Source organism: Nocardia sp. NPDC004573 (genome assembly GCF_053602135.1).
This window is the reverse complement of the sequence record NZ_JBSGDA010000005.1, coordinates 127919-154387: the sequence shown is the minus strand read 5'-3', so window position 1 is coordinate 154387 and position 26469 is coordinate 127919. Positions and strand designations below refer to the sequence as shown.

Below are 26469 nucleotides of genomic sequence, written 5' to 3'. Positions count from 1 at the left end.
AAAAGCGACCGGTGGACGTCTCCGCATCCCCTGGACAGGGAGATTTGTCCCAGGTGGTGGGCACTGGACATCGGGCAGAATTTGCCGAACCATCGTCCCGAGAATCCTTCGCGACCTATCCGACGGGATCGCTCGTGGCTTCGTTCGACGTACGAGTTCCGCTGCGGATTAACACACCCCAGGGTGACTCGCTCGCGCTCGATGTAGTCGCGAGGTCGTCCGCGCCGGCCGCAGTACCGGTCTCCGGCATGCTGTCGTCGAACCGGTTGGCGGAGTGGATTCGTGGTTTGACCGGCCGGATGTCATTCACAGGCCCCTCTCCGATGGCTGCGCGCTTTCGGCTGTCCGGCGAACCGGGATGATGGCGAGCGCGGAAAGCGACGCGGCCCGACGAGATCGTTCCGAACAAGAGGACGGCGCTCGACGGGAATATCGCGCAATACGTTCATGATTCCGCGCGGAAGTATGTATATGAGCATCCGAGCGGCACATAAGTTCGGTGTACCGGAGTGGCGCTGAGGTGAAAATGTAAGTAAAGCGCAAGTGTGATAATCGGATGGCCGCAGGGAGGGGCTTTGTCGGTCAATTGCCAGAGCATTGCCATATTGCTGATTCGGTTCTTTTCGGGCAATGGTCGATCCGGGGCTCAGGCGGTCGGTGGTCGCTTCCCGCTGCGCGTCGCGGGATTGGCCATACCGGCTTGATTCCGGCCCCGACCCGGCATGTACGATGCCCGATCGCGGGTCTCTCCACCTGGAGTCACCCCTCGGCATCAGGCACTTCCTTGTGCGATACGGGCACACGGGGGTCGCATCGCCCTGGGTGTGCGATGGCCCGCATTGCGTGCACCGAGATTCGAAACGCCCGGCTTCCGTGCGGAGCTGGGAGCTTTGATACCACTAGACTGAGCCGAGCTGCTGTCAGATAGCTTGTCCCGCCAGAGTGTCGATGCTTCACCACAGGTTCAAAAGTTCTGTTTTCAGATTTTGAGACGACTGGAAATGCCGACGAACGGGAGGTGTGGGAGTCGCCGTAGTGCCGGCCGATCGGAGGTCGGGCACCGGCGGATCGAGCTACACGCGGAACTCGAACGGAGCGGCGAAGCGCAGGGGTAGCGCCGCTTCCTGGTACACGAAGTGCATATATAAGCCAGATTTCGGACGCGGAGAGCCGGCGTGCTTCCGTCATGCCCTCGCGCGTCCGGGTATGAATAAGGGGACATGCGATGAATCTGAAGTCAGACGGAACCGCCGACGGCGATCTGGGGCTGATTCCGCTCTCGAGTGCGCAGTACGGCATGTGGCTCGCGGACCATGTGCCCGGTGGACCGGCTGTCAACATCGCACATTGCGTCGAGATCGAGGGCCCGGTGGACTATGACGCGTTCACCCGGGCGGTGAACGACGGCGGTCACGAAACCGAGTCGCTGGTGGTGCGCGTGGTCGAATCCGACGGCCGCCCCTATCAATTCGTCGACCGCGGCATCATCTATGACGAGCCGGTGCTGGATTTCAGCGATGCGGAGGATCCGGTCGCGACGGCGATGGAGTGGATGCGCCGCGACTACAACACCAAGGCAGTCGATCTGAGTCGTGACCGGCTCACCGAAACGAGGCTCATCCGGGTCGGCGAAGACCACTACTTCTGGTACGGCCGCGCGCACCATTTGGTGATCGATGGGTACGGCGCGTTCAACAGCTTGACCCGGATGGCCGAGCATTACAACGCCCTGCTGGAAGGCAGGCCGCCGACCCGACTGGACGCGGCGAGCCTGCGCGACATCGTCGAGGCGGAGCACGCCTATCGCGCCAGCTCGCGATACGAGGCGGACAAAGCGTATTGGCTGAACAAGGTTTCCGACCTCCCGAAGCCGGTCAGCTTGTCCGGCCGCACGGCCCGTTCCGGCAAGGTCGACCGCGTGGCCGGTTTGCAGCTGCCCGCACGCCTGTCCGATCGGCTCGACCGCTACGCCGAGGAAGTGAACGCGTCCGCCGCGCAGGTGGTGATCGCGGCGTTCGCCGCGTTCCTCGCCCGGATGACCGGCACCGAGGATGTCGTGCTGTCGCTGCCGGTGACCGCCCGGGTGACCAAGCGCCTGCGCAATGCCGCCGCGATGCTGGCGAACATGGTGCCGATCCGCTTCGCCGTACACCATTCGACCACCGTGGAGGAGCTGGTCCGCGCGTCGGTGTCCGAGCTGGTCGCGGCCATGCGTCATCAGCTGTACCGGTTCGAGGACTTGCGCCGCGAGTCGGCCGCGATCGAATCGTCCGCGAACTCGTTCGGCCCGATCGTGAACATCCTGTTCTTCGATTCGGAGATTCGGCTCGGCTCGGCCGTCGGCCGCTATCGCGCGCTGACCTCCGGCGCGCTCGACGATCTGCAACTGAACCTGTACCGCTCGGGCGCGGACGCGCCACTGCTCATCGAACTGCACGGCAATCCGAACCTCTACGGGCAGGAAGAACTCGAGTCGCACGCCGACCGGTTCCTCGATTTCCTGCACCGGATGATGGACTCGCCCCTGGACGCTCGCATCGGCGACATCCCGCTCGTCGGCCCCGCCGAGGAACTGCGCATCGTCGAGGAACTCGCTGGCCGCGACGGTGAATCACCCTCGGCCACATTGGTGGATCTGCTGACACGACAGGCGGCGGCCACGCCGTCCGCGGTCGCCGTGACATTCGACGACATCACCCTCACCTACCGCGAACTCGATGAACGCTCGAACCGGTTCGCGCGCAGGCTCATCGCGCTCGGCGCGGGGCCGGAAACGCTGGTGGCCATCGCGCTGCCGCGCGACGCCGATCTGATCGTCGCGGTGCTCGGCGTACTGAAATCCGGCGCCGGGTACCTTCCGCTCGACACCGCCCATCCCGCCGAGCGACTCGAATACGTGCTGGGCGACGCGAACCCGATCGCGGTGGTGACCAAGCGGGACATGCGCGAGCACGTGCCGGGCGATCCCGGCCGCGTCGTGCTGTTCGAGGATGTCCTCGCCGTCGAGGAAGCCGCGGACCCGATCACCGATGCCGACCGGGTGGGCGTGCTGCGTCCCGACCACCTCGCCTATGTCATCTACACGTCAGGATCGACCGGCCGGCCGAAGGGCGTCTCGATCACCCACCGGGCCGTGTCGACCTACCTGGTGAACTCGTGCGCCGAGATCGGCATCCGATCCGACGACGTGTGGACGCTGTTCCACTCCTTCGCCTTCGACTACTCGGTCTGGGAGATCTTCGGTCCGCTGGTCAGCGGCGGCCGCATCGTCGTCGTGGACGGACTCACCAGCCGCTCGCCGGACGACATGGTGCGGCTCGCGGCGCGCGAGCGGGTCACGGTCTTCAGCCAGACGCCGTCGGCGTTCTACCAGTTCGCGGCCGCGCGACAGCGGTACACGCACGCCGGTCAGCCGGACGGCGAGCTGTCGCTGCGCCTGGTCGTCCTGTCGGGTGAGGCCCTCGATCCCGCCGGGTTGGCCGACTGGTACGAGCACAACCCGGAGCTGCCGGTGCTGGCCAACAGCTATGGGATCACCGAAACCACCGTCTTCGTCACCTATACCGGTCTCACCGCCGACATCGCTGTTCCGGGAGCACCGAGCACGGTGGGCCCGGCATTGCCGGGCTTGCGCACGTATGTCCTCGACGAGCGTTTGCGCCCGTGCCCGCTCGGCGCCTGGGGTGAAATCTACGTCGCGGGAACACAGCTCGCTCGCGGCTACCTCAAACGGCCCGCACTGAGCGCCGGGCGTTTCGTCGCCGATCCCTTCGGACAGCCGGGCGAACGCCTCTACCGCAGCGGTGACGTGGCGCGCTGGAATCACCGAGGCCAGCTGGAATATCGCGGCCGCGCCGACCAGCAGGTGCAGTTGCGCGGGTTCCGGATCGAGCTGGACGAGATCCGCAACGCGCTGCTGTCGCACGGCGCCGTCGCCGCGGCGGTCGTCGTCGTGCACCTGCCCGGCACGGAGGCCGCCCGGCTGGTCGGATACGTCGTGCCCGCCGTCGGCGCCGACGTGGATCCGGACGCCTTACGCACCCACGTCGGCGGGCGACTGCCGGAATACATGGTGCCCTCCAGTCTCGTCGTGATCGACGCGGTGCCGCTGACCGTGAACGGCAAAGTGGACTACCGCGCGCTTCCCGAGCCGGTCTTCGATTCGGCCGCGGCATACGTCGCGCCCCGCACGGTCGTCGAGGAGTCGATCGCGGACGTCTTCGCGGAAGTTCTCGGCACCGACCGGGTAGGCGTGTTCGACAGCTTCTTCGAACTCGGCGGCAACTCGATCACCGCGACCAGCGCGGCCGTGCGCATCGCTGAGGTGACCCGGTGCGACATGTCGGTGCGTGACCTGTTCGTCAAGCAGACCGTCGCGGAACTGGCCGCGCACCTCGAGGCCGGAAGCAGTTCCGGCAGGCCCGTGCTGCGGGCGGCGGCGCCCCGGTCCGAGCCCATTCCGCTGGCGCCCGCGCAGAACAGGATGTGGCTGGTCAACCAGACCGACCCCACCTCAGCCGCCTACAACATTCCGCTGATCGTGCAGCTGACCGGACGTCTCGACGCCGCGGCGTTGCGGGCCGCGCTCACCGACGTGATCGATCGGCACGAATCGCTGCGTACCGTCTATCCCGCCGTGAACGGCGAGGGCGTACAGGTCGTCCTGCCCGCCGAAGAGGTCGTCGCCGGTCTCGACCTGACTGCGCGGCCGACCGACCCGGACGAGATCGAACATCGACTTCGCGACCTCGTCTCCGTCGGCACGGATTTGCGCGAGCGGGCCCCGATCCGGGTGGCGCTGCTCGCGACCGCGGACCGCAGCCGGCATGTGCTGGCGGTTATTCTGCACCACATCTGCTGCGACGGGTCCTCGCTCCGGCCGCTCGCGGCCGACGTCGCCGTCGCCTACGAGGCCCGGGTGCAGGGAAAGACCCCGGATTGGGAACCGTTGACCGTTCAGTACGCGGACTACAGCGTCTGGCATCGCAGTCTCCTCGGTGACCCGGACGATCCGGATTCGCGCGCCGCCCGCCAATTGCGCTACTGGTCCGAGCGACTGGCGGGCATGCCGCCGGTCCTGGAGCTGCCTGCGGACCGGCCGCGTCCGCCCCGCCAGTCCATGCGCGGCGACGTCGCGGACACGGTGATTCCGGCCGAGATCTTCGCCGGGATCGAGCGGCTGGCACGCGCGGCCAACGTCACGACGTTCATGGTCGTCCACGCGGCGCTGGCCGTCCTGCTGGCCCGGCTGTCGGGTTCGGCGGACGTCACGATCGGCACGCCGGTCGCCGGTCGCGGCGAACGGGCGCTCGAGCCGCTCATCGGCATGTTCGTCAACACCGTGCCGCTGCGTACCGAGGTGTCCTCCGACGAGTCGTTCACCGAGTTCCTGGCCCGCGTCAAGGGCATCGACGTCGATGCCTTCGCCAACAGCGACCTGCCCTACGAGCGCGTCGTGGACGAACTGCATCCGAAGCGGTCCTTGGCGTACGCGCCGCTGTGCCAGGTGTATCTGGCGTTCGAGAACATGGCCCGGGCGAGCTTGGAGCTGTCCGAACTCACCGTCGAACTGCTGGATTCCGGCGCCGAGCCGGCGAAGGTGGACATCATCGTCACCGTCGCCGAGAACACCGCCGCCGGTGGCGATGTCGCGCTGCGGATCAACTACGCGACGGACCTGTTCGACCGCGAGACCGTCGAAGAGCTCGCCGAACGGCTCAACCGGATACTCGAGGCGTTCGTGGCGAATCCGCGGGCGCGCGTCGGCGACGTGGACCTGTTGTCGGGAGTCGAGCGCCTGGGATTGGTCCCGGCATCCGGTGGTCGTGCCGAGAAACCCCGCGTGCTGGCGGATGTGCTGCTGGTCGGTGAGCGCACCGCGCCTGCCGTGGTGGCGGGAAATCGTGTGCTCACCTACGGGGAGCTCGACGAGTGGTCGAATCGTCTCGCCCGCGTGCTGATCGACTGGGGCGTGGGACCGGGGGACCAGGTCGCGCTGGCCATGGGACGGTCGGTGGAATTCGTGGTCGGCGTGTGGGCGGTGGCGCGGGCGGGCGCCGCGTTCGTGCCGGTCGACCCGCGCTACCCCGCCGAACGGGTGGCGCACATGATCGCGGACTCGAACGTGGACGTCGCGCTCAGCATCGAGGCGTCGCACGCTCTGCTTCCCGGCCACGTGCGGCAGCTGGTCCTGGACCACCCTGCCACCGAAGCGTTCCTCGCGGCGCACTCCTGCGCGGCGGTCACCGACGCGGATCGCCTGCGTGCCTGCCGGGTGGCCGACGCGGCCTATGTGGTGTACACCTCGGGCTCGACCGGCAAGCCGAAGGGCGTGGCGGTGACCCACGAGGGCTTGGCGAATTTCGCGATCGAGCAGAGGGAGCGCTATCGCGTCGATCGGCGGTCCCGCGTGCTGCAGGTGGCGGCGCCCGGCTTCGACGCGGTGATGCTGGAGCTGCTGATGGCACACGCGAACGGCGCGGTGCTGGTGGTGTCGCCGCCGGAGGTGTTCGCCGGTGCGCAGCTGGCGGAATTGATTCGCGCACAGGAGGTTTCGCATGCCTTCGTGACGCCGAGCGTGCTCGCGACGATGTCTCCCGCCGGGCTCGACTCGCTGCAGGTGCTGGTGGCGGGCGGCGAAGCGGTGTCGGCCGAGACGGTGGCCGTGTGGGCGCCGGGACGACGGCTGCACAACGGATACGGGCCCACCGAGACCACGATCATGGTCGCGATCAGCGACCCGCTGTGCGTCGGGGACCCGGTGACCATCGGCGGCCCGATCCGCGGCGTCGACGCGGTGGTCCTCGACGAGCGGTTGCGTCCCGTCCCGGTCGGGGTGACCGGGCAGCTGTACGTCTCCGGTGTGCAGCTCTCCCGCGGGTACCTCAACCGGCCCGCCTCCACGGCGGTCACGTTCGTCGCCAACCCGTACGGCCCTGCGGGCACCCGCATGTACGGCACCGGTGACCTGGCGCGCTGGACCGCCGAACACACGCTGGAATATCTGGGGCGCACGGACTTCCAGGTCAAGATCCGCGGGCAGCGCATCGAACTGGGCGAGATCGAAGCCGTGCTCGCCGGACATTCCGCCGTCGCGGCGGCAGTCGTGGTCGGCGTGCACGCCGAGAGCGGCTCGCGGCTGGCGGCGTACGTGGTGCCCGCGGACGGCTCGGTCGACACCGCGGCGCTGACCGAGTACGCGGCGCAACGCCTGCCGTCGCACATGGTGCCGGACACGGTCATGGTGCTCGACACCCTGCCGCTGTCGTCGGTGGGCAAGGTCGACCGCGCGGCCCTGCCGGAACCGGAGTTCGCTCCCGGCGTCGAGTTCGTCCCGCCGCGCAATGCCACCGAGCAGATCGTCGCCGACATCTGCGCGGGCGTGCTCGGCATCGACCGCGTCGGCGTCCTCGACAGCTTCTTCGACCTCGGCGGCAATTCGCTGTCGGCCACCCGCGCCGCGGCGCAGCTCAGCGGCGCGTTCGGTGTCGAGGTGCCGTTACGCGCCATCTTCGAGACGCCGACCATCGGTGCGCTGGCCGAGCGGCTGCGCAGCGCCGACGCGGCGACTCGGGCGCCGCTGGTCCCCCAGGAGCGCCCGGACCGGATCCCGCTGTCGCCGGCGCAGGCTCGCATGTGGTTCCTCAACCAGTTCGACACGAGCTCAGCGGTGTACAACATCCCGCTGGTCGTGCGGATGTCCGGAGACCTCGACGTGACCGCGATGCACGCGGCGATCGCGGATGTGCTCGAACGGCACGAGGCGCTGCGCACCGTCTACCCCGACAGCGACAGCGGACCGCACCAGGTGATCGTGCCGGTGGAGGCGGCGCTGCGCCCGCTGACGCCGGTGACCGTCGCGGCCGGGGAGATCGAGGCGAGCGTCGCCGCCGAGGTGACGACGGGCTTCGACGTCACCACCGAAGTGCCGTTGCGGGTGGCGCTGCTGCGCAGTGCACCCGACGACCACTCCCTGGTGCTCGTGGTCCATCACATCAGCTTCGACGGATCCTCGCTCGCACCACTGGCCGCGGACCTGATGAGCGCCTACCGGGCCCGGGTCCGGCGCGAAGCGCCGCAGTGGGCGCCGCTGCCGGTGCAGTACGCGGATTACGCGCTGTGGCAGCGGAAGCTCCTCGGCAGCGAGGACGATCCGCACAGCCCGACCGTCGCGCAGACCAGCTATTGGCTCGCGGCCCTCGCCGGACTGCCCGAGGTGCTGGATCTGCCCACCGACCGTCCGCGGCCGGCGAAGCAGTCGTTCCGCGGCGCGACCGTCTCGGCCACCCTTCCCGCGGATCTGCACCGGGAAGTGGTCGCGCTGGCCCGCCGCCACGACGCGACGGTCTTCATGGTGATGCACGCGGCCTACGCGGCGTTGCTGGCGCGGCTGTCCGGCACCGGGGACATCGCGGTCGGCACCCCGATCGCCGGTCGCGGCGAGCCGGGGCTGGACGGCTTGGTCGGCATGTTCGTCAACACGCTGGTGTTGCGCACGCACATCGCGCCCGGCGCGTCCTTCGTCCGGATCCTGGATCAGGTCCGGGCCACCGATCTGGCCGCTTTCGAGAACGCCGACATCCCGTTCGAGCGGTTGGTCGAGGTGATGAATCCGCCGCGCTCGACGGCGCACGCGCCGCTGACGCAGGTCGGCTTCTCGTTCCAGAACATCGAGATCCCGACGGTGCGGTTCGAGGGCTTGACGGTGTCGGCGCAGATGGCCGATCCGAGCGTGGCGAAATACGACCTGCACCTGAATCTGGTCGACGCCCTGGCGCCGGATGGTGAGCCGGGTGACATGGCCGTCGAATTCGGCTACGCGACGGACCTTTTCGACGAGTCGACGATCACGGCGATGTTCGATCGCTACCTGCTGTTGCTGCGCGCGATCGTCCTCGATCCCACCCGCGCCATCGGCGACATCGATCTGCTCACCGAACCGGAAGCGCAGCAGATCGCGCAGCGGTCCAGCGGTGCGATCACCCAGGCACCGGCGGTGACGATCGCGGATCTGTTCGCCGCGCAGGCCGTGGCGACGCCGGAACACACGGCGGTGGTGGACGCCGCCGGTGGAGCCCGGCTCGACTACCGGGAATTCGCGGCCCGGGTGAACGCGCTGGCGCGTGCGCTGATCCGCCGCGGAATCGGCCCGGATGCTGTCGTGGCGGTGGCGATGCGCCGCTCGGTGGACCTGCTGACCACGCTGTACGCCATCCACGCGGCGGGTGCGGCCTACTTGCCGCTGGACCCGGATCACCCCGTCGATCGGGTGCGCGCCGTTGTGTCCGACGCACGGCCCGCCGCGATCCTCACCCGTCCGGACGATCGGGCGAGTCTGCCCGGCGACGCGCCGGCCTGGACGCTCGGCGACCTCGAAGCCGAGCGGCTCGACGCCTCCGCGGTGACCGATGCCGACCGGACGCGCCCGCTGCGCCCGGATGACCTGGCCTACGTCATCTACACCTCCGGCTCGACGGGTGTGCCCAAAGGCGTCGCTGTTCCGCACGCCGCGGTGGTGAACCAGTTGCACTGGATGCGCGAGCACTACCGACTCGGCGGCGACGACGTCATGCTGCTGCGCACGCCGGTGACCTTCGACCTCTCGGTCTGGGAGCTGTTCTCCGCGTTGACCTGTGGCGCGGCCTTGGTCGTCGCCGGTCCCGACGCGCAGAGCGATCCACGGGAAGTGGCCCGGCTGATCGCCGAGTATCGGGTGACGACGGTGGATTTCGTGCCGTCGCTGCTCTCGGCGTTCCTCGAGGTGGCCGCGCCGCGCGAATTCCCCGACCTGCGCCGGGTGCTGTGCATCGGTGAGGCGCTGTCTGCCGAGATCGTGCGCCGGTTCCGGGATTTCAGCGACGCGCGCATCGACAATCTGTACGGCCCGACAGAGGCCGCGGTCAGCGTCACCGCACACCGGATCGACTCGGTCGAGGGCGCGGCGGTGCCGATCGGCGTGCCCGAGGCGAACGTGACCGTGCACGTCCTGGACGCGCGGTTGCATCCGGTGCCGGTCGGCGTGACCGGTGAGCTGTACCTCGGCGGTGTCCAGCTGGCTCGCGGGTACCAGGACCGCCAGGGTCTGACCGCGGCGACGTTCGTAGCCGATCCCTTCACCGGCACGCACGGCGCTCGGTTCTACCGCACCGGAGACCTGGTGCGCTGGGATGAGGACGGCAACTTGCGTTACGTCGGCCGCGCCGACACCCAGGTGAAGTTGCGCGGCCTGCGGATCGAACTCGGCGACATCGAAGCGGCGCTGGTCGCGCACGAGCAGGTGCACGCGGCCGTCGCGCAGGTACGCGTCGGCGGCGGTGAGCAGCGGCTGGTGGCCTACGTGGTCGCGGACGCGGCACTCGACGTCCGGCAGGTCCGGGCTGCGCTGCTGGACCGGCTGCCTGCCTACATGGTGCCCTCCTCGGTGACCCGGATCGACTCGATTCCGCTCAACGCCAACGGCAAGGTGGACTACCGGGCGCTGCCCGAACCGGACCCGAGCGCGCAGGAGTCCGACTTCCGGCCGCCCCGGGGGCTGGTCGAACAGGCGATCGCCGCGGTCTTCGCGGAACTGTTCGACCGGCCGGAAATCGGCGCGGACGACGACTTCTTCGAACTGGGCGGCAACTCGCTGGTCGCGACGCGCGCATTGAGCCGGATCGGCGACGTCGTCGACGTGACCATCCCGGTGCGCGCGATCTTCGAAGCTCCGACCGTGGCCGGCCTGGCCGAGCGTATCGCCCAGTTGCGTGCGATTCCCGGGCTTCCCGCGCCGACTCCGGTCCCGCGGCCGGAACGCATTCCGCTGTCACACGCGCAGACGCGGATGTGGTTCCTGAATCAGTTCGACCCGGCGGCACCCGGATACGTGGTGCCGCTGGCGATCCGGCTGGAAGGCGAGCTCGATCTGGCGGCGCTGACCGCTGCCGTGGGCGATGTCGTCGAACGGCACGAGAGCCTGCGCACGATGTACCCGGCGGTCGACGGCACACCCACCCAGGTCGTGCTCGACGCCGAGGACGTGCTGGCGACGTGCGATCTCACCCCGCAGGCGGTCGGCGAGCGGGAGCTGCCACACCGGCTGGCCGAATTCTGCGGCACCGGATTCGACGTCGCCGCGGGCGTGCCGCTGCGCGTGGCGCTGTACCAGTTGTCGGACGAGGCGTGGACCCTCGCGCTGGCCGCGCACCACATCAGTTGCGACGGCTTCTCGGTGGCTCCGCTCGCCGCCGATCTGGTGACGGCGTATCGGGCGCGTTCCGGGGGTACCGCACCGGACTGGGCGCCGCTGGCGGTGCAATTCGCCGACTATGCCCTGTGGCAGCGAACGGTGCTCGGTTCCGTCGACGACCCGGATTCGTTCGTGGGCCGCGACATCGCCTACTGGCGAACCCGACTCGCGGGCGTCCCCGATCTGCTCGAGTTGCCGACCGACCGTCCGAGGCCGATCGAACAGTCCCAGCGCGGCGCGGTGATCCAGGTCGCCATCCCCGGTGAACTGCAAGGCCGGGTGGAATCGCTGGCGCGGCGAGCCGGGGCCACGACGTTCATGGTGGTGCACGCGGCCCTGGCGGTGTTGCTGTCGCGGCTGTCCGGCAGCGACGACGTCACCGTCGGCGTTCCGCACGCGGGCCGGGGCGACCGGTCGCTGGACCACCTGGTCGGAATGTTCGTCAACACCTTGGTGATGCGGACACGGGTCTCCCTCGATCAGACCTTCGCGAGCTTGCTGGACGACGTGCGGCGCACCGACATCGAGGCGTTCGACCACGCGACGGTGCCGTTCGAGCAACTGGTCGACGCGCTCAACCCGGTGCGCTCGACCGCGCACACGCCGTTGTTCCAGGTGCTGCTCGCCTACCAGAACATGGCCCGCGCTCGCGTCGAGCTGCCCGGCCTCACCGTTGAGAACGTCGACCCGGGCGACAGCGCGGCGATCTACGACCTGCTGTTGATGATCAGCGAGGGCCACGGCGCCCACAACGAGCCCACCGGCATGACGCTGCGGCTGACCTACGCCACGGACCTCTTCGACGAGGACACCGTGCGGCGCTTCGCCGACCGATTCGTTGGCGTTCTCGACGCCGCGGCCCGCGACGCCGAGGCCACCGTCGGGGCGCTCGGGTTGCTCGACGAGGCGGAGCGGTCGCAGGTGCTGGAGCGGTGGAACGACACCGGTGGCTCCGCCGCGGCGGGCCGGACGCTGGTCGACGTCTTCGACGAACAGGTCGCCCGCACCCCGGACGGTATGGCGCTGCGCCTGCCGGACGGCAGCACGTCGACCTATCGGGACTTCGACGCGAACGTCAACCGGCTGGCCCGGTGGCTCATCGCGCGCGGTGCCGGTCCGGAAACGGTGGTGGCGGTGGCGATTCGCCGCTCGGCCGAGCTCGTCACGGCTCTCTACGCGGTGGTGAAGGCGGGCGCGGCGTTCCTGCCGATCGACCCGGATCACCCGAGCGCGCGGATCGCGCACGTGCTGGGCGCGGCCGGTCCGCTGCTGGTGCTCACGACCGCGAGCGACGGCGACGGTCTGCCGGACGGATTCGAGTACGCGCCGATCGACCGGCTGGACGTGACGAGCCTGTCCGGTGCCCGGATCACGGACACCGAACGCCGCACACCGCTGCGGCCGAACCACTTGGCATACGTGCTGTTCACCTCCGGGTCGACGGGCGTCCCCAAGGGCGTGGCCCTGACCCATGCCGCCACCGTGAGCCAGTTGGCCTGGGCCCAGCGACAGTGGCCGCACAGCGCGTCCGACGCGGTGCTGCACAAGACGCCGATCACCTTCGACATCGCCGTGTGGGAGTTGTTCTGGCCCTTGCAGACCGGCGCGCACATCGTGGTCGCCGAACCGGGCGGTCACCGCGACCCCGCCTACCTCGCGGAGATCATCGCGCGCAACGAGATCACGACCGTGCACTTCGTGCCGTCGATGCTCGACGTCCTGCTGGAATCCGCCGGTGTCGCCGAACTGCCGTCGATCCGGCGGGTGTTCGTCGCGGGCGAGGCGTTGGCACAACGCACGGTCGACGCGGCGGAGCGCGTCTTCGCGCACGCGGAACTGGTGAACTGGTACGGGCCCGCGGAAGCGGAGGTGGTGACCGCGCAACGGTGCGCACCACATGCGACGACCGCCGCGACGGTGCCGATCGGCGCGCCCGCCGCGGGCATGAAGGTCTACGTGCTGGATGCGCGGTTGCGGCCGGTGCCGATCGGCGTCGTCGGTGAGCTGTACGTCTCCGGTGTCCAGCTGGCGCGCGGTTACCACGCGCGCGCCGACCTCACCTGCGGCGCCTTCGTCGCGAACCCGTTCGGTGCGGCGGGGGAGCGGCTGTACCGGACCGGTGACCTGGTCCGCTGGCGCAAGACCGGGGAGCTGGAGTACCTGGGTCGCAGCGACTTCCAGGTGAAGGTGCGCGGCCAGCGGGTGGAGCCGGGTGACATCGAGTCCGCGCTGCGCGCTGTTGCGCAGGTGGCGCGTGCGGTGGCGATCGTGACCACCGAACGCATCATCGGATACGTCACCCTCGCACCGGGCGCGGTGACCGACGGCCGCGCGATCCGTGAGCAGCTGACCCGCACCTTGCCGTCCTACCTGGTGCCGGACGCCGTGCAGGTGCTCGACGCGATGCCGCTCACCGCGAACGGCAAACTCGATCGGTCGGCGCTGCCCCGCCCGGTGTTCGAGGCAGGCGACGCCTTCGTCTCGCCGCGCACCGACGCCGAGGCGTTGCTGGCGCGGCTGGTCGCCGACCTGACCGGCGGGGACCGGGTGAGCGTGACGGCGAACGTCTTCGAGATCGGCGTCAACTCGCTGTCGGCCGCCCAGCTCGCGGCCCGGGCGCAGGCGGCCGTCGGTGTCGACGTCGGCATCCGGGACGTGTTCGACGCGCCGACGGTCGCCGCACTGGCCGAACGGATTTCGGCCCGGACCCGGTCCACCGCGGTGGCCCTGACCGCACGGCCACGCGCGGGTGCGGTCCCGTTGGCGGCGGCGCAACGGCGCATCTGGTTCCTCAACCAGTTCGACACCGCCTCCTCGGCCTACAACATCTGCTTCGCGGCCCGCCTGACCGGCCCGTTGGACACCGATGCGCTGCGGGCGGCGTTCCTGGACGTGGTGGCCAGGCACGAGCCCTTGCGGACGGTGTATCCGCTCATCGACGGCGAACCCCGCCAAGTGGTGCGCGACGTCGCGGCGATCGGCGCGGAAGTAACCCTCGCGGCGGAGCCGGTCAGCGGCGAAACGGAACTCGCCGAGCGGATCCGGGACGCGGTCGAGGCGGGATTCGACGTCGCGGAATCGGCGCCCGTGCGGGCGCGGCTGTATCGCACCGCGCCGGACACGCATGTGCTGGTGGTCGTGGTCCATCACATCGCGGCCGACGGCGCGTCGATGGCTCCACTCGCGCGGGACGTGTTCGCCGCGTACCGGGCGCGGGTGAGCGGCCACGCGCCGCAGTGGGAACCGCTGGCGGTCCAGTACGCCGACTACGCGATGTGGCAACAGGAGTCGCTCGGTGCCGAGGACGATCCGGGCTCGCCGATCGCCCGGCAGATCGAATACTGGACCGACGTGCTCGACGGCTCGCCCGAGCTGCTGGCCATGCCGACGGACCGGCCTCGCCCCGCGACCCTGTCCACCGACGGCGGCAACATCCGGTTCGAGATGCCGGCCCGGCTGCACGATGCCGTCGTGCGGCTGGCCCACCGGGAGGGCGTCACCGTGTTCGTCGTCCTGCACGCGGCGCTGGCGATCCTGCTGGCGCGCACCGCGCACAGCGATGACATCACGGTCGGCACGCCGGTGGCCGGTCGCGGCAGGCCGGAACTCGACGACCTGGTGGGCATGTTCGTGAACACGGTGGTGCTGCGCACACGGATCGACGAGGACCGATCGTTCCGGGAATTGCTCGGCCAGGTGCGCGACGTCGACCTCGAAGCGCTGGCCAACGCCGACCTGCCCTACGAACGGCTCGTCGACGTCATCGGACGTCCCCGTTCGACGGCGTACTCGCCGCTGTTCCAGGTGATGTTCGGGTTGCAGAACACCCGGGCGGCCCGATTCGAGCTGCCCGGCATCGGCGTGGAAGTCCTCGACCCCGGTATCGCGCAGGCCAAGGCCGACCTCACCGTGCTGGTGACCGAACGCCGCGAGGGCGATCAACCCGCCGGAATCGATGGCGAGATCATCTACGCCACCGATCTTTTCGTCGAGTCGACCGCGCAGGCGCTGGCCGAGAGATTCGTTCGTGTCCTCGAGGCCATCGTCGCCGATCCCGCGCGGCCGATCGGCCGCATCGGTCTGCTGAGCGCGGCCGACGCCGAACGGTTGGTGCCCGTGCGGGGCATCGAGGGCACGCAGCCGTGCCTGCTTCCGGATCTGCTGGCCACCGCCGCGGCCACGGCCCCGGCGGCGACGGCGCTGATCGGGGACACCGAAACCCTCACCTACGCCGAACTCGACAGCAGGGCCAACCGCCTCGCCCGTGGGCTGCTCGCCCGTGGCGCCGGCCCGGGAGTGTTCGTCGCGCTGGCCGTGCCGAGGTCGGTCGACTATCACGTCGCCATGTGGGCGATCGTGAAGACCGGCGCCACGTTCGTCCCGGTGGATCTGCGCTACCCCGTCGAGCGGATCGCCCATATGGTGAGCGATTCCGGCGCCGGTATCGGCATCACGCTCGCGACCACTCGCGCGGCGCTGCCGGATGGTGTGGATTGGCTGATGCTCGACGAGGCACGGACGGCGGACGCGATCGCCGCGCAGTCGGACAAGCCGGTGACGGACGCCGAACGCGGACGTGTCCTGCGGGTGGAAGACGCCGCCTACCTGATCTACACATCGGGTTCGACGGGGACGCCCAAGGGCGTCGTGGTCACGCATGCCGGGTTGGCGAATTTCGCCGCGGAACAGCGAGATCGATACCGGGTCGACGGCACGTCCCGGGTGCTGCAGGTGGCGGCGCCCGCGTTCGACGCGGTGCTGCTGGAAGCCTTGATGGCGCACGCGGCCTGCGCGGCGTTGGTCGTGTCGCCGTCGGAGGTGTTCGGCGGCCCGGATCTGGCCGAACTGATCCGGACACATCAAGTGTCGCACGCCTTCCTGACGCCGAGCGTGCTGGCCACCATGTCGCCCGCCGGCCTGGAGTCGGTACGGATGCTCGCGGTCGGCGGTGAGATGGTGCCCGCGGAACTGATCGCCACCTGGGCGCCCGGCCGGCGGTTGCACAACATCTACGGCCCGACCGAGACGACGATCGTGATCACGATGAGTGACCCCGTGCAGCCCGGCGATCCGATCGCCATCGGCGGCCCGATCCGTGGCGCCGAGGCAGTGGTGCTGGACGCACGCCTGCGACCGGTACCGGTCGGTGTCGCGGGGGAGTTGTATCTCGCGGGTGCCCAGTTGGCGCGCGGATACCTCAACCGGCGCGCGGTCACAGCCGGTGCGTTCGTCGCGAATCCCTACGGCGCACCGGGTGCCCGGATGTATCGCACCGGTGACATCGTCCGCTGGACCGCGCAGCGCACGTTGGAATACGTCGGCCGCAGCGATTTCCAGATCAAGATTCGCGGCCAGCGCATCGAACTCGGGGAGATCGACGCGGCGCTGCTCACGCACCCGAAGGTGGCCGCCGCGGTGACCGTCAGCCGTACCGGGCCGGGAGGACAGCCGCTGCTGGCCGCGTATATCGTGACCGACACCGGAGCCGAGGTGGACCCGGACACCGTGCTCGAGCACATCGCGTCGGCATTGCCCGCGCACATGGTGCCGTCGGTCGTCACCGTGCTCGACCGCATGCCGATCACCTCGACCGGCAAGGTGGATCGGAAAGCGTTGCCCGAACCCGTGTTCCGAGTCACCGACGACGACGGGCAGACGGCGGCGACAGAGCTGGAACGGACCGTCGCGGCCGCGTTCGCGGACGTGCTCGGCATCGAGTCGGTCGGTGTCACCACCTCCTTCTTCTCCCTCGGTGGCGATTCCATCCTGTCGATCCAGCTGGCTTCCCGGCTGAAGTCGGCCGGCGTCGTCGTGACGGCGCGCGACATCTTCGAGCACAAGACCGTCCGGGGCCTGGCGCGGGTCGCCGTGGCCGCCGAACGGGTCTCGCTCGCGGAGCTGCCGGGTGGTGGCGTGGGCCGGGTCCCGTTCACCCCGGTGATCGCCTGGTTCACCGAGCGCCTCGGCGCCGCCCCCCGGTTCGCTCAATCGATGCTGGTGCGGTTGCCGCGCGACGCGCGGGTCGAGGACGTCACCGTGACGGTGCGAGCGGTGCTCCAGCAGCACGACATGCTGCGTGCGCGGCTGCGCGAGCAGTGGTTGGAGGTGCCGCCGGACAGCGCCGCCGACGCCGCGGACGTGGTGTTCGCCCGCACCTTCCGCGCACACGAGAAGCCGGGGAGCGAAGGGTTCACCGCGGTGGTGGAAGCGGCGTTGGCCGAGGCCTCCGACCGTCTCGACCCGGCGGCGGGCCGGATGGTGCAGGTCGTGTGCCTGCTGCCGGAATCCGGTGTCGAGGCCGAAGCACGCGCTCTCGTGGTCGTTCATCACCTGGCGGTCGACGGTGTGTCGTGGCGGATCCTGATCCCCGATTTCGCGACGGCATGGCAGCAGGTCACCCAGGGGCGCGCGGTGGAACTGCCCGCGCAGGGCACATCCATGCGCCGGTGGGCGCACGCGGTGGCCGAGGCCGCCGCGGCCCGCGCCGGAGAATTCGAACTGTGGCATCGGATGGGCACGGCCCCCGACCCACTGCTCGGCAGCGCGGTGCTGGATCCCGCCGTCGACGTCCAGTCGACCGTGCGGCATCTGACGGTATCCCTCCCCACCGATGTCACCTCGGCGATGCTCGACGTGGTCCCGAAGGCCGCGCACGGCAGCGTGGACGACGCGTTGCTGGCCGCTCTGGCCGTGGCGACGACCCGCTGGCGCCACCGGCGCGGCGTCGCGCACGCGGGTGTCAAGGTCCTGCTGGAGGGGCACGGCCGGGCGGAACAGGTCGCCGAGGGCGCGGATGTCTCCCGCACGGTGGGGTGGTTCACCAACACCTATCCGGTGGCGCTCGAGCTGAACGGCGTCGAGGACGATCCGCGGGCCGCGGTGAAGGCCGTCAAGGAGCAGTTGCGCGGCATTCCGGACAAGGGCATCGGCTACGGCCTGCTGCGCTACCTGTACGCGGACACGGCCGAGCGACTCGCCGCGCTGCCGGAGCCGCAGATCAGTTTCAACAATCTCGGCCGCGTCGGCGTCGACCTCACCGCGCTGTCGGAGCTGGCGTGGATTCCGACCGACGAGCCGTTCGACCGGCGTGGCGCCTTCGACCCGGACATGCCCGCGGCCGCGGCCCTCACCATCGACGTCAACATCGTGGACACCGAGGCCGGTCCGCGCTTGTCGGCGCAGGTCGGATACGCGTCCCGGTTGCTCGGCCACGACGACGTGACCGAACTCGTCGACGCGTGGGTCGATGCGGTGACCGCGATCGTTGCGGCGGCCCGCACCGACGCGGACTGGGGCTTCTCACCCGCCGACGTTCCGCTCGTCGCGGTCACGCAGTCCGACCTGGACGCGTTCGCGGACCGTTACGGTGCCCTCGGGGATGTCTGGTCGTTGGCGCCGCTGCAGGCGGGTCTGCTGTTCCACGCCGAACTCGCGGCGGGTGATCTCGACGTCTACACGGCGCAATCCACCCTCGCCCTCGCCGGTGTGATCGACGAAGATCGGCTCGAGCGGTCCGCGGCGGCCTTGCTGCAGCGTCACCCCAACCTGCGCGCGGCGTTCGTCCGGACCGTCGAAGGCGTTCCGGCGCAGGTGATTCCCGCCGCCGCGGTTGTGCGCTGGCGGAGGGTGGATCTGCGCGACGGCACGACGACGCCGGAGGAGCTGATCGCGGCCGAGCGCGCGGTCCCGTTCGATCCGGCCGATCCTCCGCTGCTGCGTTTTCTGTTCGTCGAGGTGGGACCGCAGGACTACCGGCTGGTGCTGACGGCGCACCACCTGCTGCTGGACGGCTGGTCGCTGCCGTTGCTCTGGCGCGAGCTGATCGGCCTGTACGCGGTGAGCGCACGCGCCGAACTGTTGCCCGCCGCGGCGTCCTACCGCGGCTACCTGGAATGGCTGGATCGGCGCGAGCCGGCCGCCGGTCTCGAGGTGTGGCGCGACGCCCTGCGCGAGTTCACCGAACCCACGATGGTCGCCGACACGCGGACGCACACCACGGTCGGCATCCCGGTCGACCTCGCGGTCGAGCTGGATCGCGCCGTCACCGCCGAGCTGGTGGAATTCGCTCGGGCACGGGCGGTCACCATGGCGACGATCGTGCAGTTCGCCTGGGCGGTGGTCCTGGGCAACCTGCTCGGCGTCGAACGTGTCGTGTTCGGCAGCACGGTTTCGGGACGTCCCGCCGACCTGCCCGGCGTGGAATCGATGATCGGCTTGTTCATCAACACGATCCCGGTGGCCGTGCACGTCCCGCGGGAGGCTACCGTGGCGGACGCGCTGTGGCGGTTGCAGGCGGACAACACCCGTTTGCTCGATCACCACGACGTCGAACTGTCCCGGATCCTGTCCGAGGCGCACGCCGGCCCGCTGTTCGACACGCTGGTCGTCTTCGAGTCCTACCCGGTCGACAGCAGTGGCCTCGGCGACGCGGACATCGACGGCATGCGGGTGGTCGCGGCGGACGGAAGCGACGCCGCGCACTACCCGATCACGGTCCAGGCCCATCAGACCGACCGACTGCACATCCGGATCCGCTACCAGCCGACCCGCGTGGACGACCGGACGGCGGCCGGTCTGGCCGCTCGGATGGAGACCGTGCTGCGCGCTGTCACGGCCGACCCGGGAGCGCGGCTGGGCGCGCTCGACCTGTTGACCGCGGCAGAGCGCCGTGCGCTGGTACCCGCCACCGGCGGACCTGCCGAAGCGCCCCGAGTGCTGGCGGAGTTGCTGACGTCTGGTACCGCGGTGAATCCGGATGCGCCGGCGGTGGTTTCGGCTGAGCGCACGCTGTCGTACGCCGAGTTGGACGCGTGGTCTAACCGGGTCGCGCGCGAACTGATCGATTGGGGCGTCGGCCCGGGCGACCAGGTGGCGTTGGCCATGGCGCGGTCGGTGCAACTCGTGGTCGGCATGTGGGCGGTGGCCAAGACCGGCGCCGCGTTCCTCCCGGTGGATCCGCGGAACCCGGCGGAACGTGTCGCGCACATGGTCGCCGACTCCCAGGTGCGGGTCGCGGTCACGGTTGCGGCGTCGCGAGAGCTGGTTCCCGACCCTGTCCGGCGGCTGGTGCTCGATGATCCGGAAATCGGCGAGGCGATCGAGGCGCGGTCCTCGGCCGCGGTGACCGACCGGGATCGGCTGCGGAGGCCGCATGTTCGCGACACCGCCTACGTGCTGTACACCTCGGGATCGACCGGAACGCCGAAGGGCGTTGCCGTCACGCACGAGGGGTTGGCCAACTTCGCTGCGGTGCAACGGGAACGCTTCGGCGCGGACAACCGGTCCCGGGTGCTGAACGCGTCCGCTCCCGGTTTCGACGTGGTGGTGCTCGAGCTGCTGCTGGCCCACACCAACGGCGCCGTGCTCGTGGTGCCGCCGCCGGAGGTGTTCGGCGGACCCGACTTGGCGGAGTTCATTCGCGCGCAGCGCGTGTCGCATTCGTTCATCACGCCGAGCGTGCTGTCGACGATGTCACCGGAGGGGCTGGATTCGCTGCGCGTGTTGATGGCCGGTGGCGAGGCGGTGACGCCGGAGATCGTGACGCAGTGGTCGCCGGGCCGGCGGCTGCTGAACGGATACGGCCCGACCGAGACGACGATCCTGGCCGGCATCAGCGATCCACTGCATCCCGGCGAGACCGTCACGATCGGTGGTCCGATCAGCGGCGTCGAGGCCGTCGTGCTGGACGCGTGGCTGCGACCGGTGCCGGTGGGCGTGGTCGGCGAGTTGTATCTCGGGGGTGTGCAACTGGCCCGCGGCTACGTCAACCGGCCGGTGGCGACGTCCGGTGCGTTCGTGGCGAACCCGTTCGGCGCGCCGGGGTCGCGCATGTACCGCACCGGTGACCTGGCTCGCTGGACGCCGGAACACACCGTGGAATACCTCGGCCGCAGCGATTTCCAGGTCAAGATCCGCGGCCAGCGCATCGAACTCGGTGAGATCGAGGCGGTGCTCGCCGCACAACCCGGGGTGGAACACGCGGTGGTCGTGCTGCGCAAGGACGAGCGCGGCATCGGCAGGCTCGCCGGCTATCTGGTCGGCGCCGACGGCTTGGATCCGGAGCAGGTCAGGACCGCCGCGCGGCTGCGGCTGCCCGCGCACATGGTGCCCGACGTGTGCACGGTGCTCCCCGAATTCCCGCTCACCAGGACCGGCAAGCTCGATCGCTTGGCCCTCCCCGCACCGGAATTCACGACGGAACGGCCCTGGACGGCTCCGCGTACGGAGACCGAACGGCAGGTCGCGGAAGTGTTCGGAAACGTCTTGGACCTCGACCGGGTCGGGGCCACCGACAGCTTCTTCGACCTCGGCGGCAATTCACTGTCGGCGACCCGGGTGACCGCCCAGTTGAGCACCGCGCTCGGGGTGAGTGTCGGCGTTCGCGACCTGTTCGAAGCGCCGACGGTCGCCGAGCTCGCCGCCCGGCTGGACACCTCCGAGCGGGCGGTCCGGGTGCCCTTGGTAGCGCGCACCCGTCCCGCGCTCGTCCCGCTGTCGATGGCCCAGCAGCGGATGTGGTTCCTCAATCAGCTCGACACCGCTGTGGGCGCCTACAACATCCCGTTGGTGATCCGGCTGAAGGGCGACCTCGACCTCGACGCGTTGCGACGCGCGTGCGCGCTGGTCGTCGCTCGGCACGAGTCGCTGCGCACCAAGTTCCCGATGACCGATGGGACGCCGCATCAGGTCGTGGTACCCGTCGAGGAGGTCCCGGCCGGACTCGACGCGGTCGACGTCGAGGCGGAACGGCTGATGGAGCGTGTGTTCGCCACGGTTTCGGCGAGCTTCGACGTGACACAGGCGCCCCCGGTGCGCGCGGAGTTGTTCCGGCTCGGCGAGGACGAGCACGTCCTGGTCATCGCCGTGCACCACATCTGCGCCGACGGGCAGTCCATGCTGCCGCTCGCCCGGGACGTGGCGATGGCCTACCAGGCGAGCAAGCAAGGCACGCAGCCGCTCTGGCCCGCGCTCGCGGTCCAGTACGCGGACTACACCCTGTGGCAGCGCGACGTGCTCGGCGACGAGCACGACCCGGGCTCGGTCCTGTCCCAGCAGTTGCGTTTCTGGAAGGACACCCTCGGCGGGTTGCCGGAACTGCTCGAATTGCCGACCGACCTGCCGCGCCCGCCGGTGGCGTCCATGCGCGGCCGCACGGTGGACTTCGCGATCTCCGCCGCGTTGCAGGAGCGGATCGGCGCGGTCGCACGCACGGCGAACGCGACGGTGTTCATGGTCCTGCACGCCGCGCTGGCCGTCCTGCTTTCGCGGCTGGCCGGGGTCGATGACGTCGCGGTGGGCACCCCGGTGGCGGGCCGCGGCGAGCGCGAACTCGATGATCTGATCGGCATGTTCGTCAACACCCTCGTGCTGCGGTCGCGGGTGTCGTCGCGCCAGTCGTTCGCCGAGCTGCTCGCGGCGACCCGGGAAACGGACCTGGCCGCGTTCGCGCATGCCGACGTGCCGTTCGAGCAAGTGGTGGAGGCGCTGAACCCGCCGCGGTCCACCGCGCATCTGCCGCTGTATCAGGTCACGCTCGATGTCCAGAACCTGAGCAAGGCCGCGCTGGAACTGCCCGGGTTGATCGTGGAGCCGGTCGAGAACGGATTCGAACCGGCGCAGGCCGACCTGAACCTGAGCCTGGTCGAACGCTCGGGCGTCCAGGGTCAGCCGGACGGCATTCGCGGACGCCTGACCTACGCCACCGATCTCTTCGTCGAGGAGACGATGACCCGGTTCGCGCAGGCTTACGTGCGGATTCTGGAGGAGGTGACCGCCGACCCCGCGGTAGCGGTCGGCGACATCGACCTCGTGGACGCGGGGGAGCGTCGAGCGGTGCTCGACGCGGCCGGTGACGCGGGGGTCGCGGTACCCGAGACCACCCTGGCCGAGCTGTTCGCCACTCAGGCAGCCGCACGGCCGGACGCGGTCGCGGTATCCGACGGCCGGGTGCAGCTGACCTACGCGGAGCTGGATCGGCGCGCCGCCGCGGTGGCGGCACGGCTGACCGAGCTCGGCGTGGGACCGGAATCGCTGGTGGCCGTGGCGTTGCCGCGCTCGACCGACCTGGTGGTGGGCCTGCTCGGCGTCGTGCGCGCGGGGGCGGGGTATCTGCCGCTGGATGTGGCGTATCCGTCGGAACGGTTGCGTTTCATGCTGGACGACGCGCGTCCGTCTGCGGTGCTGACCACGGCGGGCATGTCCGCGGCGGTGCCGGAGTGCGCCGCGCCGGTACTGCTGCTCGAGGATTGCGACGACGCTTCGGATCCGATGGTTTCCAGTGCGCGACCGGGCAACATCGCCTACGTGATCTACACGTCGGGATCGACGGGCCGGCCCAAGGGCGTGACGGTCGGCCATCGTGAAGCGGTGACCCTGTTCACCAACGCGGCCGAGCGCTTCGACCTCGGACCCGACGACGTGTGGACGATGTTCCATTCCTACGCCTTCGATTTCGCGGTGTGGGAGATCTGGGGTGCGTTGCTGTCCGGCGGCAAGGTAGTCGTGGTCGACTACGACACCTCGAGGTCGCCGGAGACCTTCGTGGAGGTCGTGGCCCGCGAAGGCGTGACGGTGTTGAGCCAGACACCTTCGGCGTTCTACGGTTTCGCCGATGCCGAGCGCCGCTACCGGGAAGCAGGATGCCCGGCGGGCGATCTGGCGCTCCGCTATGTCGTCTTCGGCGGCGAGGCGCTGGACGCGTCCCGGTTGGACGACTGGTTCGCCGCGCACGAGCCGGGATCGCCGCGGCTGGTCAACATGTACGGCATCACCGAGACGACCGTGCACGTGACGTTCTCCGAGGTCACTCCGGCTCGGGCAGCTGCGGCCGGGATCGGTGCTCCGCTCCCCGGATTGCGGGTGTACGTCCTCGACGACCGCTTGCGGCCGGTGCCGATCGGCGTCGCCGGTGAGATCTACGTGGCCGGTGACCAGCTCTCGCGAGGGTATCTCGGAGCGCAGGCACTGACCGCGAGCCGATTCGTGGCCAACCCGTTCGACCGCGACGGCGCGCGGCTGTACCGGTCCGGGGACGTGGGCCGGTGGCGGAGATCGGCGAGCGGGCTGGAGCTGGCGTACGCGGGCCGGGCCGACGCGCAGGTGCAGTTGCGCGGTTTCCGCATCGAACTCGGCGAGGTGGAGTCGGCGCTGCTGCGGCACCCGCTGGTCACCCAGGCCGCGGCGGCGGTGCACCGGCACGATCGCGGGGTCGACCAGCTGATCGGCTACGTGGTCGGCGGCGAGCGGATCGACCCGGCCGAGGTCCGCGAGACCGCCGCCGAGGTCCTGACGAGCTACATGGTGCCCGCGGCGATCATGGTGCTGCCCGCACTGCCGTTGACGGTCAACGGCAAGCTCGATCGAAAAGCATTGCCTGCGCCCGAGTTCGAGGAATCGGCGGCCGTTTTCGCGGTGCCACGGACCCACACGGAGAAAGTGATCAGCGACGTCTACGCGCACGTTCTGGGCGTCCGGCGCGTCGGAGCCACGGACGGGTTCTTCGACCTCGGCGGCAACTCGCTGCTGGCCACGATGGTGGTGACCGAGTTGCGCGGTCGCGGCGTGACCATCCAGCTGCCGTGGATGTTCGACGACGCGACGCCGCGAGCGCTGGCCGCCAGGGCCGACGGCGCAGCGGGCGGCTCGGGCCTGCAAGTGTTGCTGCCGCTGCGCGCGCAGGGCGGGAAGCCCGCGGTGTTCGCGGTGCACCCCGCGGGCGGTCTGGCGTGGTTCTACGGTGGCGTGGTCGAGCATCTGCACAAGGACCGGCCGGTCTACGGCTTGCAGGATCCCCACGTCGTGGCGGGCGAACCGGGTGCGCATTCGGTCGACGAACTCGCCGAACGCTATGTGGCCGAGATTCGCCGGCTGCAACCCAGCGGCCCGTACCACCTGCTCGGGTGGTCGCTGGGCGGTGCGATCGCCCATGCCGTCGCCGTCCGGCTCCAGCAGGAGGGGCAGCGGGTCGGCATGCTGGCGATGATGGACAGCGCCGTCGGCGACTCCGAGGCGCTGGCCGCGTCGATGGACTCCACCGCCGACGAGCCCGCGCCGGGCGAACTGATGGCCGATCTGCTCGGCGGCTGGCGTGAGCTGTTCGATCTGGGCGCGGAGGTGACCGCGGATACCAACGAACAGGCGTGGGCGGTGATTCGCGCGCAGGTCACCGCCACCGGCATGTTCACCGCCGAACAGGTCGACCGGGTGATGGAGAGCTTCGAGACCGCCACCGCCATCGCCGAGGAGTACCGGCCGGGCGTCTTCGACGGCGACCTGGTCTTCTTCACCGCGGGGAAAGACCGCGCGGACCGCGACGCCGTGGTGCGGACGTGGCGGCCCTTCATCACCGGCGACCTGCACAACACGGTCGTCGACGCACGGCATCTGGAATTGACCCACCCGCACGCATTGGCCGTCATCGGCCCGATCCTCGAAAGGTTCTTGAACGAATGCTGAAGACTCTCGATCAACTCCAGCAACTCCGGCTCGAGGACGGCAGGACGGTCGCCTGCACCAGTCCGGCCGAGGCGCGGATGCTGTGGGGCGAGATGTCGACCGACGGTTTCTACCGGCTAGCCGCCGCGCTCTTGCGGCCGGGGGACATCGCACTCGATATCGGCGCGAACATCGGGCTGAGCGCGATGATGTTCGCCGACACCTGCCCCGGGGTGCGGGTGATCGCCGCCGAGCCGGCCCCGGCGACCTTCGACTGTCTACAGCGCAACATGGGCGCGCACGTGCCGGACGGGGTGGCACTGCAGGTCGCGGTCGGCGCCGCGCCCGGCAGTGCGCCGTTCACCTGGTACCCGCGAGCCTCGGCGAATTCCGGGCTCTATGCCGACCGCGCTGCGGACGATGAAGCCACCGAGATCTATCTGCGCAACAGCGGTCTCGACGACGAGGCCATCGCGCTCATCACCGCCGGGCTGCACGAGGGTGAGCGCATGGACGTCGAGGTCACCACCGTCTCGGCGATCCTGCGCGAGCACGGTCCGAACGCCGAGGTCGGCTTGCTCAAGGTCGATGTCGAGCGAGCGGAGCTGGACGTGCTGCTCGGGGTGGCCGACACGGACTGGCCGCGTATTCGCGCCGTGGTCGCCGAGGTGCACGACCGGGAGGATCGTTTGGCGCAGTGCTGTGCATTGCTGCGCAGGCACGGCCTGCTCGCGCGAACCCGCCAGGACCCGAGCCTGAGGGGGACCGAACTGCACGAGATCTACGCCGTGCGGCCGGAGACCGCCTGA

The 26469-nt window shown here is 69.8% G+C and carries 2 protein-coding genes; both read left to right on the top strand.

Going from position 1 to position 26469, the window contains the following annotated elements; genetic code table 11:
- Positions 1-1225: 1225 nt before the first annotated feature.
- Positions 1226-25681 carry a non-ribosomal peptide synthase/polyketide synthase gene (locus ACWEKR_RS10320; RefSeq protein WP_452354227.1) on the top strand — a complete coding sequence of 8152 codons (24456 nt, stop codon included), beginning with the start codon at positions 1226-1228 and terminating at the stop codon, positions 25679-25681.
- Complete coding sequence (locus tag ACWEKR_RS10315; protein WP_452354226.1) at positions 25675-26469, top strand: FkbM family methyltransferase; 795 nt, start codon at positions 25675-25677, stop codon at positions 26467-26469. The genes ACWEKR_RS10320 and ACWEKR_RS10315 overlap by 7 nt, the downstream gene beginning before the upstream one ends.

Excerpts from the sequence above, each read along its gene's own strand:
- ACWEKR_RS10315 (WP_452354226.1), top strand. The coding sequence starts at position 25,675 with ATGCTGAAGACTCTCGATCAACTCCAGCAACTCCGGCTCGAGGACGGC.
- ACWEKR_RS10320 (WP_452354227.1), top strand. The coding sequence starts at position 1,226 with ATGAATCTGAAGTCAGACGGAACCGCCGACGGCGATCTGGGGCTGATT.